This is a genomic window from Lacrimispora sp. 210928-DFI.3.58, assembly GCF_020554865.1.
Classification (GTDB): domain Bacteria; phylum Bacillota; class Clostridia; order Lachnospirales; family Lachnospiraceae; genus Enterocloster.
Genome location: NZ_JAJCIC010000005.1, coordinates 105169 through 120463, shown reverse-complemented (window position 1 = coordinate 120463; position 15295 = coordinate 105169). Strand labels below are relative to the sequence as shown.

The 15295-nt window shown below is 48.6% G+C and carries 15 protein-coding genes; 6 read left to right on the top strand and 9 right to left on the bottom strand.

Going from position 1 to position 15295, the window contains the following annotated elements; all coding sequences use genetic code 11:
- Positions 1–34: 34 nt before the first annotated feature.
- Complete coding sequence (glgD, locus tag LIZ87_RS05260; protein WP_178316429.1) at positions 35–1156, bottom strand: glucose-1-phosphate adenylyltransferase subunit GlgD; 1122 nt, start codon at positions 1154–1156, stop codon at positions 35–37.
- Positions 1153–2427, bottom strand: a complete 1275-nt coding sequence (locus tag LIZ87_RS05255) for a glucose-1-phosphate adenylyltransferase (protein WP_178316428.1) — start codon at positions 2425–2427, stop codon at positions 1153–1155. The genes glgD and LIZ87_RS05255 overlap by 4 nt, the downstream gene beginning before the upstream one ends.
- Before the next feature lie 378 nt (positions 2428–2805).
- On the opposite strand from LIZ87_RS05255, the gene asnS reads away from it, so the two are divergent.
- The 3 genes from asnS to LIZ87_RS05240 all read left to right on the top strand — a co-directional run bounded on the left by asnS (position 2806) and on the right by LIZ87_RS05240 (position 7223).
- Positions 2806–4197, top strand: a complete 1392-nt coding sequence (gene asnS, locus LIZ87_RS05250; RefSeq protein WP_178316427.1) for an asparagine--tRNA ligase — start codon at positions 2806–2808, stop codon at positions 4195–4197.
- Between the two features lie 87 nt (positions 4198–4284).
- Entirely contained in the window at positions 4285–5355 is a 1071-nt protein-coding gene (locus tag LIZ87_RS05245; protein ID WP_178316426.1) for a metallophosphoesterase family protein, read from the top strand.
- A 5-nt stretch (positions 5356–5360) separates the two neighbouring features.
- Positions 5361–7223 carry an ATP-binding protein gene (locus LIZ87_RS05240; RefSeq protein ID WP_227145680.1) on the top strand — a complete coding sequence of 621 codons (1863 nt, stop codon included), beginning with the start codon at positions 5361–5363 and terminating at the stop codon, positions 7221–7223.
- Between the two features lie 164 nt (positions 7224–7387).
- Here LIZ87_RS05240 and LIZ87_RS05235 read toward each other — a convergent pair whose 3' ends face one another.
- Positions 7388–8509, bottom strand: a complete 1122-nt coding sequence (locus LIZ87_RS05235; protein ID WP_178316168.1) for a hypothetical protein — start codon at positions 8507–8509, stop codon at positions 7388–7390.
- A 220-nt stretch (positions 8510–8729) separates the two neighbouring features.
- Here LIZ87_RS05235 and LIZ87_RS05230 point away from each other — a divergent pair, with 220 nt between their 5' ends.
- A complete protein-coding gene (locus LIZ87_RS05230; RefSeq protein WP_178316167.1) occupies positions 8730–8996 on the top strand; it encodes a hypothetical protein in 267 nt (88 codons plus the stop codon).
- Positions 8997–9298: 302 nt separating this feature from the next.
- Here LIZ87_RS05230 and LIZ87_RS05225 read toward each other — a convergent pair whose 3' ends face one another.
- The gene (locus tag LIZ87_RS05225) at positions 9299–10057 is read right to left on the bottom strand and encodes a hypothetical protein (RefSeq protein ID WP_227145678.1); all 759 of its coding nucleotides are present in this window, start codon (positions 10055–10057) and stop codon (positions 9299–9301) included.
- Between the two features lie 242 nt (positions 10058–10299).
- The gene (locus LIZ87_RS05220) at positions 10300–10998 is read right to left on the bottom strand and encodes a 5'-methylthioadenosine/adenosylhomocysteine nucleosidase (RefSeq protein WP_227145676.1); all 699 of its coding nucleotides are present in this window, start codon (positions 10996–10998) and stop codon (positions 10300–10302) included.
- A gap of 313 nt (positions 10999–11311) precedes the next feature.
- Here LIZ87_RS05220 and LIZ87_RS05215 point away from each other — a divergent pair, with 313 nt between their 5' ends.
- A complete protein-coding gene (locus tag LIZ87_RS05215; protein ID WP_178317352.1) occupies positions 11312–11554 on the top strand; it encodes a TIGR03905 family TSCPD domain-containing protein in 243 nt (80 codons plus the stop codon).
- Positions 11555–11668: 114 nt separating this feature from the next.
- On the opposite strand, the gene LIZ87_RS05210 is transcribed toward LIZ87_RS05215, so the two are convergent.
- Both LIZ87_RS05210 and LIZ87_RS05205 read right to left on the bottom strand, forming a co-directional pair.
- Positions 11669–12187: a hypothetical protein gene (locus tag LIZ87_RS05210; RefSeq protein WP_178317353.1), complete on the bottom strand. Its 519-nt coding sequence runs from the start codon at positions 12185–12187 to the stop codon at positions 11669–11671.
- An 11-nt stretch (positions 12188–12198) separates the two neighbouring features.
- A complete protein-coding gene (locus LIZ87_RS05205; protein WP_227145674.1) occupies positions 12199–12987 on the bottom strand; it encodes a hypothetical protein in 789 nt (262 codons plus the stop codon).
- Between the two features lie 137 nt (positions 12988–13124).
- Between LIZ87_RS05205 and LIZ87_RS05200 the strand changes: the two genes are divergently transcribed.
- Entirely contained in the window at positions 13125–14189 is a 1065-nt protein-coding gene (locus LIZ87_RS05200; RefSeq protein WP_227145672.1) for an undecaprenyldiphospho-muramoylpentapeptide beta-N-acetylglucosaminyltransferase, read from the top strand.
- A gap of 1 nt (position 14190) precedes the next feature.
- Here the strand turns inward: LIZ87_RS05200 and LIZ87_RS05195 are convergent, their stop codons facing one another.
- Together LIZ87_RS05195 and LIZ87_RS05190 are read right to left on the bottom strand one after the other, a co-directional pair.
- Positions 14191–14727: an RNA polymerase sigma factor gene (locus LIZ87_RS05195; RefSeq protein ID WP_178313757.1), complete on the bottom strand. Its 537-nt coding sequence runs from the start codon at positions 14725–14727 to the stop codon at positions 14191–14193.
- A 20-nt stretch (positions 14728–14747) separates the two neighbouring features.
- Positions 14748–15164 (bottom strand): HIT family protein, encoded by a 417-nt coding sequence (locus tag LIZ87_RS05190; RefSeq protein WP_178313759.1) that lies wholly within the window; start codon positions 15162–15164, stop codon positions 14748–14750.
- Between the last annotated feature and the right edge of the window lie 131 nt (positions 15165–15295).

Below are 15295 nucleotides of genomic sequence, written 5' to 3'. Positions count from 1 at the left end.
GTGCTCCCCACGCACAGCTTTGGCTCTGTGCGTATTATAATGTATATCTCTCGTTCTTCTCCACAACGATCTTGATATTTTCCGGCGTACCGATATGGGTCGTGTTCGCGCGGATGGTATCTCTGCTCTCTACGATGCAGTTCTCGATCACGGTATTGTCGCCAATGTAGACATCATTTAGAATGATGGAATTCTTGATCACGCAGTTATTGCCCACATAGGCCTTCTTAAACAGGATGGAATTCTCCACTGTACCGTTTAAGATACATCCGCTGGAGATCAGGCTGTTCTTTACATAGGCGCCTGGATTGTACTTTGCCGGAGGCAGATCATCGATCTTTGTGTAGATATCAGGATACTGCTTAAAGAAGTAATCCCTCACCTCTGGCTTTAAGAAATCCATATTGGTCTTATAGTAGGAGTCAACAGAAGCAATATTGCTCCAGTAGCCCTCCAGATTATATGCATAGATCCTCTTTAAGTTCTTGTAGCGCACCAGGATATCATTTACAAAATCGTATCTGTCCTCATCTGCGCAGCGCTCCAACAGCTCGATGAGCTGCCTTCTGCGGATCACGTAGATACCGCAGGAGATGGTGGTGGCATCGGAAGCCATGGGCTTCTCCTCGAAATCAATGATGCGTCCGTCATCATTGAGCTTCACACAGCCAAAGCGGGTGACATCTGTGCCCTCCTCCATGTGCTTGCAAACAACCGTGATATCTGCCTTCTTCTCAATGTGATATTCCAGTACCTTGTTGTAGTCCAGCTTGTACACGCCGTCGCCGGCTGCGATCACCACATATGGCTCATGGCTGTTCTTTAAAAATGTCAGGTTCTGATATAATGCATCTGCCGTGCCGCGGTACCAGTCACCGTTCTCCGGTGTGATAGATGGAGTGAATACAAACAGGCCGCCCTGCTTACGTCCGAAATCCCACCATTTGGAGGAGCTCAGATGAAGGTTCAGGGACCTGGAATTATACTGTGTGAACACTGCCACATTCTGGATGTGGGAGTTTGTCATATTGCTCAGTGCAAAGTCGATGCTGCGGTAGCTTCCTGCAACCGGCATGGCAGCCACTGCTCTCTTGTTGGAAAGCTCGCGCATCCTCTTGCTGTTACCACCTGCTAATACAATTCCGATTGCTCTCATTTTACGCCACCTGCCTTTATAATGTAATTTCCGCTTGCCAGTAATCCGTCAGGATAGTCGTCTGCGGTCGTCTCGCCTGCAATGGCTGTATTCTTACCGATCTTAACATGCTCAGGGATCACAGAGTTCTCACCAATGGTAACAAGGTCGAACTGATATACCTTCGGATCGTATGTGCTGGTTGCGTACTCGCCTACGCCCAGCTCTGTGCCTGCGCCGATCTTTACATTCTCTGCAATGATGGCCTTCTCCACCTTCGCACCTGCGCCGATAGAGGCTCCCTGCATAACAATGGAATCCCTCACAACTGCGCCCTCTGCGATCGTGACTCCGGCTCCGATCACGGAGTTGACAACCTCTCCGTAAACCTCTGTGCCCTCCCCGATAATGCTGCGCTCGATCTTTGCGTCAGCGGAAATAAACTGAGGCGGTATAACCTCGCTCTTTGTATAGATCTTCCAGTATTCCTCATAGAGATTGAACTCAGGAATAATGTCGATCAGCTCCATATTTGCTTCCCAATAGGAGCCCAATGTGCCTACATCCTTCCAGTAGCCGTTGTACTCATAGGCAAAGATCCTCTCGCCCTTTCCATGGCAGTATGGGATGATATGCTTTCCGAAATCACAGCCGGGCTCGTCCTTCATCTTGATCAGGGCTTCCCTTAATACCGGCCAGCTGAAAATGTAAATGCCCATGGAAGCTAAGTTGCTCCTGGGAACAGGAGGCTTCTCCTCAAATTCTGTGATCCTGTTGGACTCGTCTGTGATCAGGATGCCGAAACGGCTGGCCTCCTCAATTGGTACAGGCATAGCAGCAATGGTGATATCCGCATTGTTGGCTTTGTGGTAATCTAACATTACTTCATAGTCCATTTTATAAATATGGTCACCTGATAAGATCAGTACATATTCCGGATTATATGCTTCCATATACTCAAGGTTCTGATAGATCGCATTGGCTGTACCTGTATACCAGTCGCTGCCCTTGCTCCTTTCATATGGAGGTAAGATCGTCACACCGCCGACATTTCTGTCCAAATCCCACGGAATACCAATTCCGATATGGGCATTTAAACGTAATGGCTGATACTGCGTTAATACGCCGACTGTGTCTACGCCGGAGTTAATGCAGTTGCTCAGCGGAAAATCAATGATTCGGTACTTCCCCCCAAAAGATACCGCCGGCTTAGCTACTTTTTGTGTCAGTACGCCAAGACGGCTTCCCTGTCCGCCAGCTAAAAGCATGGCAATCATTTCTTTCTTAATCACGTTATCACCTCTTGCTGTTGAAATTTTTGTAATTTCAATTATATCACAAACTCCATAAATAGTACATAAATATTTAAATTTATTTCATTGTTTTTGTGCATTTTTCCGACATTTCCACTCGATTTTTCTCTTTTTTTGACTAGATTCCATATCTTGTAGCTATCATGCCCCCGGTACCACAAAATATTCCTCTCGCTGGCAGGTTTTCTTTTCCGCATTATAATAGGAAGCGGAAGGAAAGATAACTGGGCAGATAAGCCTTGAAACATTGGAGGAAATATCATATAATCACGTTGTATGTATTTATTTACCGCAGAATTTCTGGGGGATCGGGGATACTTTCATCGTTAAATAATAGGAGAAAAGGAGATATCAGTCATGGATCTGATCACCGTAAGAGAACTTTACAAGCATCCGGAAACATTTTTAGACAAAGAGATCACCATCGGGGGATGGGTACGCAGCTTGCGCGATTCTAAGGCCTTTGGCTTTATTGTTGTAAGTGACGGCACTTATTTTGAGACACTGCAGGTGGTTTATCACGACAGCCTGGCGAATTTTGCTGAAGTTTCTAAGCTCAGCGTAGGCACTGCCATTATCGTAAAGGGAACCCTGGTGGCAACTCCCCAGGCCAAGCAGCCTTTTGAGATCCAGGCAGAAGAGGTCACAGTGGAGGGTCCCTCTGCACCGGACTATCCTCTGCAGAAAAAGCGCCATTCCTTTGAGTACCTGCGCACTATTTCCCATTTAAGGCCGCGCACCAACACCTTCCAGGCCGTATTCCGCGTGCGCTCACTGATCGCCTATGCGATCCACCAGTATTTTCAGGAGAAGGATTTCGTGTACGTCCACACTCCTCTGATCACAGGCAGCGACTGTGAGGGCGCAGGCGAAATGTTCCAGGTAACCACCATGGACTTAAACAATATTCCTAAGGCAGAGGACGGAAAGGTCGATTACACAAAGGATTTCTTCGGCAAGCCAACCAACCTCACCGTAAGCGGACAGTTAAACGGTGAGACCTATGCCATGGCCTTCCGCAATATCTACACCTTCGGCCCCACCTTCCGTGCTGAGAATTCCAACACCACCCGCCATGCGGCTGAGTTCTGGATGATCGAGCCTGAGATGGCGTTTGCAGATCTGGATGATGACATGCGCCTGGCAGAGGGGATGTTAAAATATATCATCCGCTATGTACTGGAGCATGCGCCGGAGGAGATGAATTTCTTCAACCAGTTTGTGGACAAGGGCCTGCTTGAGCGCCTGAACAATGTATTAAACTCCGAGTTTGCCCATGTGACATACACAGAGGCCATCGAGCTTCTTGAAAAACACAATGACCAGTTTGATTACAAGGTATCCTGGGGCTGCGACCTTCAGACGGAGCATGAGCGCTACCTGACAGAGCAGCTGTTTAAGAAGCCTGTCTTTGTCACAGACTATCCGAAGGAGATCAAGGCCTTCTACATGAAGCTGAACCCGGACAACAAGACGGTTGCCGCTGTGGACTGCTTAGTGCCGGGCATCGGAGAGATCATCGGAGGCAGCCAGAGGGAAGACAACTATGAGAAGCTGGTTGCAAGGATGGACGAACTGGGACTTAAGAAAGAGGACTACGGCTTCTACCTTGACCTCAGAAAATACGGCTCCACCCGCCATGCAGGCTTTGGGCTGGGCTTTGAGCGCTGCGTGATGTACCTCACAGGCATGTCCAACATCCGCGACGTGATCCCCTTCCCACGTACTGTGAATAACTGCGAATTATAAGTAACCGTTCTTTCATGTTTGATTTCACATCTCGCCAGGCGCCTGCCCTGTCAGGGGCCTGGCACTTTGTAATCAGAGGAGGCCTACATGAAATTCATCCACACAGGAGATATCCACTGGGGCATGTGCCCTGACGCAGGTAAGCCCTGGGGCAAGGAGCGTGCCCAGGCCATCAAGGATACCTTCCGGGCCATTGTCGCCCATGCAAAGGATATGGACGCGGACTGTCTGTTCATAAGCGGCGATCTGTTCCACCGGCAGCCCCTTATGAAGGATCTGAAGGAGGTCAACTACCTCTTTTCCACCATACCTACTGTCAAAGTCATTCTCATAGCCGGAAATCATGACCGGATCCGGGATAATTCCGCCCTCTTGAGCTTTACCTGGGCTCCCAATGTGACCTTTTTAATGGATGGGAAGCTGACCTCTGTCTATTTTGAGGATATTAACACGGAGGTCTACGGCTTCAGCTACCACACGGCTGAGATCAAGTCGCCTCTGCTGGAGGATATCCAGGTGCCGTTAAACAACCGGATACAGATCCTCATGGCCCACGGAGGCGATGCCTCTCATCTGCCCATGAACTACAACAGCCTGGAGCTGTCTCCATTTTCCTACATTGCCCTGGGCCATATCCATAAGCCCCAGGTCCTGGCCGAGCGGAAAATGGCCTACTGCGGCTCCCCGGAGCCTCTTGACCTGACAGAGACAGGGCCTCACGGCTTTTTTGCCGGGGAGATCCATCCTGTCACCAGGAAGATCACACAGCTGGACTTCATCCCCCTTGCAAGCCTTCAATACATTCCTCTGGCTGTGAGCATTTCTAAGAACACCACAAACGGCGAGCTGTCCGACAGGATCGCACGGGAGATCGAAGCCAGAGGCAGTCAGAATATCTACCGCTTCCGCATCAAGGGAATGAGGGATCCCGACATTTCCTTTGACCTGGAGCCTCTCATGGCGCGCTTTCGGATCGCAGAGATCATTGATGACTCTGAACCCCAGTATGACTTCTCCGCCCTGTTTGCGGAGCACTCCAGCGATATGATCGGCTTCTTTATCCAGGCGCTCCAAAAGGAGCAGATGAGCCCTGTGGAGAAGAAGGCCCTGCATTACGGAGTCAATGCCCTGCTGCACACCACGGACGAAAGGAGTTAAAACCCATGAAAATACTCAGCCTGCACATTGACGGCTTTGGAAAATTCAACAATATGGACATATCCTTTCAGGACGGGCTCAATGTTGTCTATGGGAAAAATGAGGCCGGAAAGTCTACCCTCCACACCTTTATCAAGGGAATGCTCTTCGGCATCGAGAAGCAGCGGGGACGCGCCTCCAAAAATGACACCTACTCCAAATATGAGCCCTGGAGGAACAGCGGCACCTATGAGGGCTGGATGCGCCTGGAGTGCGAAGGCCAGGTCTACCGCATTGAGCGGAGATTCCAGAAGGGAAATAAGAGCCTGTCCATCATCAATGAAACCCTGGGGCGGCCGGAGGAGCCCACAAAGGCCCTCTGGGACAAGCTGCGCTGCGGGCTGTCGGAGACCTCCTACAGCAATACCATCAGCATCGGGCAGCTGAAATGCGCTACCGAGGAGGGAATGGTAGGCGAGCTGCGCAATTACATCGCCAACCTCAATACCTCCGGCAGCATTGCCTTAAATATTACAAAAGCCAGCGCCTATCTGAAATCCCAGCGCCGGGAGTTTGAAAATCAGATGGTGCCGGAGGCTGCCAGAAGCTACACCTCCCTTTTGGGAGAGATCAGAAAGATCGAGCAGGAGATCTCTGCTCCCCAGTATGCGAATCAGCTCACCTCCTTCCGTTCGAAGAAGAGCGAGGTGAAAAAGGAGCTGGAGGGACGGCAGAAGGAAAAGGAGGCTTTGCTTGAAAAAACAGTGAAGGGACGGCAGATCCTGTTAAACAGCCAGTTCTCCGACCAGGCCTCTGTCCAGAAATATATGAATGACACCAAAATCCTCTATTCCGGCTACGAGAGCGCCAGGGAGGCCTGCAGCCGCAGATCCAGGACAGTTTTCGCCCTGCTCATGCTCCTTGTGATGGCGGCCTGCGGCGGCAGCGCGGCACTCTGCCTTGCAGCGCCTGAAGTGGTTCAAAGCATTGTAAGCCCCCCGGTGCCCATGGCCGCGGCTGCGGGCGTGCTGGCTGTTTTCTCCGCCATTTCCCTGGCTTTGGCCATCCTTCTGTTTGGCAGGAGCAGCAGGTTTAAAAAGGAGCTCAATACCAGCACACGCCTGCTGCAGGAGATCTTTGCACGGCATCTGGGGGATTCCTCCATTTCTCCGGAGGCCATGACGGCGCTGGAGGAAAAGATGGCGGAATTCCTGCGTCTCAGCAAGGCAGTGGAGCAGTCTGAGGAGACCTTAAAGCAGCTGACCGATGAGATCAGCGGACTCCAGTCCAGGGAAGAGGGCTGTACAGAGGAGATTGAAAAGCAGCAGCGCATCCAATGGGAGCTGGAGCAGAAGCTTGCCCATCTGGATGAGTGCAAGACAAAGGCGGAGTCCCTAAAGCGGGTTCTGGCTGAAAATGAACGCCTTCAGGAGGAGCTGGATGCCATTGATCTGGCCCTGGATACCATGACGGCCCTGTCCACCTCCATCCGGGATTCCTTTGGACTGTATCTGAATAAGACGGCTTCCGAGCTCATCGCAGGGATCACCGGCGGGATCTACACCAGCATGAGCATTGACCAGAATCTGGACATTTCCATGAACACGCCCACACGCCTGGTGCCTATTTCCCAGGTCAGCAGCGGAACTATGGACCAGATCTACCTGGCTGTCCGCCTGGCTGCCGCAAAGCTGGTCCAGGGGGATGGAGAGCCCATGCCCCTGATCTTTGACGACAGCTTTGTGCTCTATGACGATGAGCGCCTGAAGGTTGCATTAAAATGGCTTGTGAAGGCCTATGACAATCAGATCATTATCTTTACCTGCCATCAGAGGGAGGCCCAGCTGCTGACTGCAAATCAGGTGAAGTATCATCTGGTGTCCATATAAACTGCAAACAGCCCTCTCCGGGGGCTTACGGCTCACTGCTTCGCAAAAGTAAATCCCTATCCGGCAGATGCATATCCTTTTATATGCCTCTTCCTGCCGGACAGGGATTTTTATTTTCCTAAGCTGTTTTTATGACCGCTGCCCTTCCTGCCGCGGCCTTACGCTTATGGCTGCGCGGCTTTTGCCGGAGTCTTTTCTGTCCGGCTGTTTTTGTAAAACTCGATGGCCTCTGTTATATTGGACGCTGTTCCGCTCTGGATCAGCCTTGAAAGCTCACTGATCTTATCCGGCTCCAGAAATTCCTTTCCCAGATAGGGACCGTAGGTATCTGTGATATGGATATTCTGCTCCTTGATCTGCGTCTCCAGTTTCCGCAGGGAGCGGGCCGTCTCCTCCAGCTCCTGCTCCAGACTGTCGAGCTTTGCCTTGTAGCTGCCTGCGATCTCATCGGAGATGATATTCTTTGTCACATTCTCGAAGGTGCTCAGTGCATCCTTTTTCTTTGAGGTGATCTCCTCCAGCTCCTGCTCTGCACAGGCGATCTCATCATCGTATTTCTCAAGATCATAGAGATCCTCATCCCCGTCCTTCATGATCGTGCGGGTGATGATCTTGATCTTCTTTCCGTTGGATCTCAAGGTATTGCGGATGGCGCGTCCCTTTTTCAGGGCATCCTGAAAGCGCATCTTTGTCCTGTTCCCCACCATAACATACAGCCCGCCGAAGACCAGCACATCTGCAAAATACACTGCGATCAGATAAGCGATCTTTCTCTGAGGGATCGCAAAATAGATACCGCAGGGAACCGCCAAAAAGCATATGAGAAGCGTTAAGAGCAGAATGCCGAATTCCTTCAGCCCTCTGGGATAGTACAGTGCATAGTAGAAATTCGTATTGCAGACAGCCGGAACACGCTCCTTCTGAAACAGAGTGCGCATCTGTACTTTCAGCTCCCTATTGTGCTCCCTAAGCTCGCCGGTCTCCTCGGCAATACGCTCCTTCATGCCCTTGTTTTTCGCTTTTTCCCGTTTTGCTCTGGCCTTTTTCAGCCTGTCCTGACCCTTTCCAATCTCCTTGTCATAGCTGGAATTGATCTCCCCCAGACGCTTTTTTATGGTCTGGCTGATGGAGTCGGCAACAGCCTTCTTTGCTGCCTCCAGCTCTCTCTCCTGCTTGTCCTCCTGGGCCGCCAGCTGGCTGGCTGTATTCTGGTCACAGTTCAGACGGTATACTGCATCCCTGGCATCTGCCAGGAACCTTGCATAATCAGTAATAGCCTGTCCCACCTGGATTTCCTCCTTGCTGCAGCCCTCAGACAATCTCCTTGGGCCCTGTTTTACGTTATTTATAGCTTACTACAAATATGGTTTCAGAACAAGGGATGTTGTAAAAAATTGCAAACCCCTTCAAAAATTCCGGCAGCCGTGTTATACTTAAACCTCAGCCGGCCTTCCAAAGGGCAGGCTTCAAAAGTCCAACGCTGTAAGATCAAAAGGAGGCCTTGTTATGTTCAGAATGTGGGGAAAGATCATGAAGGATAATCATCTGGTAAAGGACTCTGTGAGCTGCAACAGCGACTACTCCCTGTCCAGAACACAGATGGTATTCGATGCACTGGACGAGCTCTGTTACCAGTTCGACCTGGGAAAGCCTATCTGGCTTGACTCCACCATCCGCGAGTTTCAGCGCCACGACAAGGCCCGCTTTACCCAGGATAATTTTATTGAAGCGATTGATTTTGATTTTCTGGAGATCCAGGTGATTGAAGAATAAGGGGAAGCCCGCTCTCAGACTTCCCCCTTGCTATATGATCATGATCTCTTATGCAGCTCTTTTCTCCAAGTCCGTCCATACCATCGGTATCCACGCCATCTTTCTTCAAGGAGGATCACCACATGGGTTTCCTCAACATGAATCATCATTTCAAACATAATACGTGCTCCGTTGCGGATGGAACCGGCCTGAAAGTATCATTCTATGGTCAGCTCAACAGCTGCCGTCCCTCAGGGCCTTTCATGCAAAGTCTTTCACTGTCTTTCCCTGGAACTGTTGCTGTGACCCTGCATATTTCCCTGCTAAGATATAAATTCCTTGAGCAATTCCCCCAGCATCCGCTTCTGGTCGGGATTTAAGTCCTGGAGCCAGTTTTCTCCTGACCTGTCCTCCTTCTTTTCTTTGCTGTTTTCCCTGCTGGCAGCCGCCTGCTCCAGCCCTCTTCTTGTATTATTATTGAAACGGCGTTCCCTTCCGATAGAGCGCACAGCCGCCGGTTCCCTGTGCTCCCCTTCTGCTGCAGCTGCCGGTGTATAATCTCCGCCTTCCCTGTTAAGCCGCGGCCACATCACATTTTCCATATAATCCTGAAGGCAGGTCAACAGCTGCTGGCGCTTTGCCTCCAGATTCACCCCGTAGTCCACCAGCATGGTAAACATCCCTGCCAGGATACCTACGGTTCCGTAAAGCACAATATAATAATTATCGCTTCTGTACCAATAAGAGAGAAAGGCTGCTCCGCCTCCTGCCAAAAAGCAGAGAAGCGTCAGCTGCCCGGAGAGGTTGTCCAAACCTCTGACAGACAAGCCCAGCATGCGAAGGCCATATATCTGACGCTCCAGATATACACGCGTGTTGTTCATGCCCTGATTGATCCTGTATGTATCCTCTGCACTCTGCTTTAAATTGCGCAGATATTTGTTCTTTGTCAGCGCCAGATTCGTACTTTCTTTGATTAATCCTTTGTAGAAGCTTCCTGCCATCAGCCTGCTGAATACACCAGCCAGGCAGATTGCTGCCAGCACATACAATGCCTTTCCCGTCTGTAAAAAGCTCATCATAATAAAAGCTCCCCTTTCTTCCCGGATTCCTTCCCGTTTCTATTATTTTTTCGGCGGGATATGAGTCCATGTCCCCTGATCTCCGCCTCCCGGAAAACGCCCCTGCAGTCAGGCGTTCCCGGTAAGGTCTATTATAGCAACGGTTTTGGATTTGGGAAGTTGAGAGAGCCTAGAATCGTTCGTCAAATTCTCCTAAAAAACGATTTTGAATCTCAGGTTGAAAGTCTTAGTGTATCCGTATGCTACTCCTCATAGCAGCGGATCATCTCTGTCAGCAGATTAACGGAATGCCCAATGGCCTGGGCCTCAAATGCCGGATAGTCTACAGAAGCGCTGTCATCCGCCTTATCGGAAATCGCCCTTACGATCAGAAATGGAATGCCATTTAAGTAGCAGGCCTGGGCAATAGCAGCTCCCTCCATCTCTGTGCAGTAGCCCTGAAAGGTCTTCACAAGCCATTCCTTCTTTGCCTTATCAGAAATGAACTGGTCCCCGGAGACCACACGGCCCACAAAGGTATTGATATCGGGATTCACCCTGCTGCAGCAGTCCTTTGCCAGCCCGATCAGGCCCTTATCTGCCTGAAAGGAAAGAGTATCCACCCTGGGCACCTGTCCGGGCTCATAGCCAAAGCCTGTGGCATCCATATCGTGCTGAAGAGCGTCCTCAGACAGAACAATATCTCCAATATTGATCTCAGCCTTCAGAGAACCGGCGATCCCTGTATTGATAATGCCGCTTACCCCATAGATGTCTGCCAGGATCTGCGTGCACATGGCCGCATTTACCTTGCCGATACCGGAACGCACCACAACAACCTCTCTCCCATCCAGCTTTCCTTTATAAAAATCCATCGCTGCCCTGGTCTCCACCAGCACATCCTCCAGCTGCTCCTTGATCTTCGCTACTTCCTCATCCATAGCGCCAATGATACCTAACATGTATGAACCTCCTGTATTTGGTTTTTGTCTCTTCGCTTATTTGTTATGATCTGCCTGCTGTTTTGTACTCTCACAGCTGCATTGCCTCTATCTATTATAACGGAAACAGGTTGTTTTTCAAGGGAAAGCTTGCCATGACTTTCTGCATTTTGTGCTGTGACTGCCGGGAGGACGGCTGGAGCAACGCAACATGCGGAATCTCAACAACGCTCGTATTTTGTATTTCCGAGGATGCAGACGGAATCTCACTTGACATTCTTACCTTCATAGGGCATAATCTGTTATACAGAAATGGTTTTCAGGAGGCTACACAATGAGATATCGAACACAAAATGTCTGTTCAAGAGAAATTGCTTTTGACGTAAAAGATAATAAATTAACCAATGTCCAATTCTTCGGCGGCTGCTCCGGCAACACTCAGGGCTTATCAAAGCTCCTTGAGGGCATGGATATCGATGATGCCATCAGACGCCTCGACGGCATCCACTGCGGCCCCAGACCAACCTCCTGCCCGGATCAGCTGGCTAGGGCGTTGAAGCAGTATAAGGGGATGTGAGTAGAATAGGTAAATAATTAAGAAAAAAAGATTGATTATCCAAAAATCAGGAAACTCCTGAGGGCCCGTTGGAGATTGTGGGGACTCAGGAGTTTTTATGTTGGTTTATATTGGCTATTGGATCAAAATGCCGTCTGTCGTTGGGGTAAAGCCTTCAAAGGTTTGACCGTCATAGGCTGAGAAAGTCGCACGTAAGCGGTAGTGATTTCCTTTCTTTTGATTTTCAAATATGTGGTTTACTGTAGGATCGGAAAGGCCATCTGGGTAATCCGCTGCATAGAATTCAGCATCGTAGTAATCTACCTGCTGCCATCTGTTTGTTTCTTTATCCAATCGGTCTAAATAGATAGTAATGTATACTGCTTGTACATCATAATTCATGTACGCCTTTGCAAAAGCACCTACATCTCCATTGCCTTCATCGCTAATTACCAAATCTGCTCTTGCAAAAAAGTCCCCTCTGCGTGTAGCCAATTCCGAAACTCTAGAACTTTTTACTCCTGGAGGTAATAATTCTGAAGGTTCATTAACTGATGTATAATTATTAGGATCATATGGTGCTGCAAATGAATTGATACAAAGAACGGTATTCACTAACATTACGCATAAAATTATCTTTAGTATTCTTTTCATACTTATTCTCCCTAAAATGTCATTCTAGATATTATTTGTTTAAATTCAGTTTCCTCCATAACTCCTAAAAAGCTGTAGTACACCCCATCAATAACAATCGTTGTAGAATAATGAATTGAACCGTCTTTTAGTTCTTCTTTATCAATAATAAATTTCTGATTTATCCACTTATTCTCAACTGAGTCACTATACTCCTTATCAGAATCAAATTTATATGAGACTGTTTTTTCATACTTCGATTGAACAAAATACATATACTGTTTCCCATATTCAAATCTCATTCTCGCATATCCATCATTGATCTCCAAGTTGCTAAAAGACATCTCGTATGGTCTATAGGATATTTTTAAGGGCTTAATTCCTAAATTTTCATTTATTAATGCATATGCTTCTTCTTCTCTGTCAACCATTGACATATTTGAATCATTGTTATATACTGCGCCTACAGCACTTCCCGGCCTCTCCCTATAAAAATACGACTTTTTCCCTACCGCTACAAAACATCCACCTCCCGCAAGAATACATGCAATCAACCCAATCGCCGCTACCCGCTTCCATCTGAACCTGGGTCTGATAATCTTTTCGTGCTCTGTTTCTTTTTCTTTGGAACTTTCCTCCTGGATCCTGGACCAAATGAGCTCAAATTCGTTAGAAGGTGGGGCGGGAATGGGTAAGGGAGCCCGGTTCTTGCTGGCATCTTCAAATTCTTTTAACAGCATCTCGTCCGTGAAGCCAAACATTTCCTGCAGCTTGTTGTCTATGGAATTGTCCTGTTCCAATTTTCTACGATATCTTTCCACACAGCACCTCTGATTACCAAATCTCCTGAAGTTCCCTTATTCTTTAGGGTTGACTTTTTGCAGTTAATGCTTACTATAATAGTAGACGTTTGTGCGGCGGCTTTTCCCCGCCTAAACATAAAATTTAGGAGGTTTTTATGAAAAAAATTATTTTAACCGGCGGAGGGACAGCCGGCCATGTTACTCCTAATCTGGCTCTGCTTCCTGCATTAAAAGAGGCAGGCTATGAAATACGCTACATTGGTTCCTATCAGGGCATTGAGCGAAAGCTCATTGAAAATGCAGGTGTTCCATATGACGGCATTTCCTCCGGTAAGCTGCGCAGGTATTTTGATCTTAAGAATTTTTCTGATCCATTCCGTGTGCTGAAGGGCTATGGAGAAGCCTTAAGGCTTATGAAGCGCTACCGCCCTGATGTTGTCTTTTCAAAGGGCGGCTTTGTAGCTGTACCTGTTGTGCTGGCAGCCAAACATTATAAGATCCCTGTCATCATCCATGAATCCGATATGACTCCCGGACTGGCAAACAAGATCTGCATCCCTTCTGCCGCAAAGGTATGCTGCAATTTCCCGGAAACCCTGAAATACCTTCCTGAAGACAAGGCTGTCCTTACCGGCTCCCCCATTCGTGAGGAACTGTTAAAGGGAGACCGTCTGGCAGGGCTTTCCTATGCGCATTTGTCTGCCGACAAGCCAGTGCTTCTGGTCATCGGCGGCAGCCTGGGCTCTATGGCTGTCAATACAGCCGTAAGGAACATTCTTCCCCGCCTTTTAGACTCCTTCCAGATCATACATATCTGCGGAAAGGGCAATCTGGACGAAAGCCTGATCGGCATTCACGGATATGTACAATATGAATATGTGGATGCTCCTCTGAAGCATCTGTTTGCTGCCGCTGATATCGTGATCTCCAGGGCTGGCGCCAACTCCATCTGCGAGCTTCTTGCGCTGAGAAAGCCAAATCTTCTGATACCGCTTTCTGCTGCAGCCAGCCGGGGCGATCAGATACTAAATGCAAATTCCTTTTCCAAACAGGGCTTCAGCATGGTACTGGAAGAGGAAGCTCTGTCAGATGAAACGCTGTATCATGCTGTGTCAGAGCTTTATGCTCACCGGTCTGACTATATACAGGCCATGGAGCACAGCAGCCTGAACAATGCAGTAGCGACTGTTCTGTCTCTGATCGAGGCCTGCACAAAATAGGCTAAGGCCAATTCTCCTTATGGAGAAGGTTCTCCAAATATTTGCGGATACGGCCGACTCTTGAGTAGCATGCTTTTTCTGTAATGTTAAGAATGGCGCATACCTCTCTGGTCGACCGTCCCTCGATCAGCTTTAAAACTGCCACATCCTTCCAGTTTTCAGGCATATGTTCAATTTCTTTCAGTATTGCCTGACACCGCTCCTTGCTGACTACAAATTCCGGAAGTCCCTGAGTTCTTGGTCCTATACAATAATCTTCGCTGCTCAAGCCTTCTTCCTCCAGTTCTTCTGTTGTTCTGCGCCTCATCTTTCTGTGATAATCCATGCACCGGCTTTTTACAATCTTCGTCAGCAGCAGCTTCATTCTCTCTGGCGGCAGATCCAGTGCATATTCATAGCGGGCATAAGCTACGAATGTATCTTGGACAACATCGTCAATATAATCAAGTGGAATATCATTGTTATACGCAATCCTTCTTAGAATATCCTGGTATTCCAGATAGATTGCTTCAAACCGCATCTTATCTTCTGTATTCATCTCTTATCCAGTTCAGCTTATCAAAGGCTGCCTTTGATTTTTTCCGCAACCTCCGCCAGTTCTTCCGGTGAAGCTTTTCCCGGTGTCCAGCTTACCATGGCTGGTCCATTTTCATACCGGGGGATGACATGCATATGGAAATGGAATACCGTCTGCCCTGCTGCTTCTCCATTGTTCTGGACCAGATTAAAGCCCGCGCATCCCAGGGATTTCTTCATAGCTGACCCGATTTTTGCTCCCAGAGGAAGCACCTTGGCAGCGGTCTCTTCATCCAGCTCACATACATCTGCAAAATGGCTCTTCGGCAGGATCAGGGCATGTCCCCTGGATGCCGGACCCAGATCCAGGATGACCCTGAATGCGGAGTCTTCAAATAAGGTAGTCGACGGAATCACCCCATTCGCAATTTTACAAAAAATACAATTCTCATGTGTCATCATGAAAATCCTCCCTTCACTGTGTGATCCACAGTTTTATTTTTATCTCTATCATGCTCTCTGCCTCCGGCAGAAACTGCATAACTGGATATTCCTTTCGCTTGGCTAGTAAGTGATAGTTTTTATATTAA

Bases quoted from the DNA above. Each gene is read 5' to 3' on its own strand.
- asnS (WP_178316427.1), top strand. From the start codon at position 2,806: ATGGATCTGATCACCGTAAGAGAACTTTACAAGCATCCGGAAACATTT.
- LIZ87_RS05195 (WP_178313757.1), bottom strand. From the start codon at position 14,727: ATGAATACAGAAGATAAGATGCGGTTTGAAGCAATCTATCTGGAATAC.
- LIZ87_RS05190 (WP_178313759.1), bottom strand. From the start codon at position 15,164: ATGACACATGAGAATTGTATTTTTTGTAAAATTGCGAATGGGGTGATT.
- LIZ87_RS05225 (WP_227145678.1), bottom strand. From the start codon at position 10,057: ATGATGAGCTTTTTACAGACGGGAAAGGCATTGTATGTGCTGGCAGCA.
- LIZ87_RS05230 (WP_178316167.1), top strand. From the start codon at position 8,730: ATGTTCAGAATGTGGGGAAAGATCATGAAGGATAATCATCTGGTAAAG.
- LIZ87_RS05240 (WP_227145680.1), top strand. From the start codon at position 5,361: ATGAAAATACTCAGCCTGCACATTGACGGCTTTGGAAAATTCAACAAT.
- LIZ87_RS05210 (WP_178317353.1), bottom strand. From the start codon at position 12,187: ATGAAAAGAATACTAAAGATAATTTTATGCGTAATGTTAGTGAATACC.
- LIZ87_RS05200 (WP_227145672.1), top strand. From the start codon at position 13,125: ATGAAAAAAATTATTTTAACCGGCGGAGGGACAGCCGGCCATGTTACT.
- LIZ87_RS05220 (WP_227145676.1), bottom strand. From the start codon at position 10,998: ATGTTAGGTATCATTGGCGCTATGGATGAGGAAGTAGCGAAGATCAAG.
- LIZ87_RS05245 (WP_178316426.1), top strand. From the start codon at position 4,285: ATGAAATTCATCCACACAGGAGATATCCACTGGGGCATGTGCCCTGAC.
- LIZ87_RS05215 (WP_178317352.1), top strand. From the start codon at position 11,312: ATGAGATATCGAACACAAAATGTCTGTTCAAGAGAAATTGCTTTTGAC.
- glgD (WP_178316429.1), bottom strand. From the start codon at position 1,156: ATGAGAGCAATCGGAATTGTATTAGCAGGTGGTAACAGCAAGAGGATG.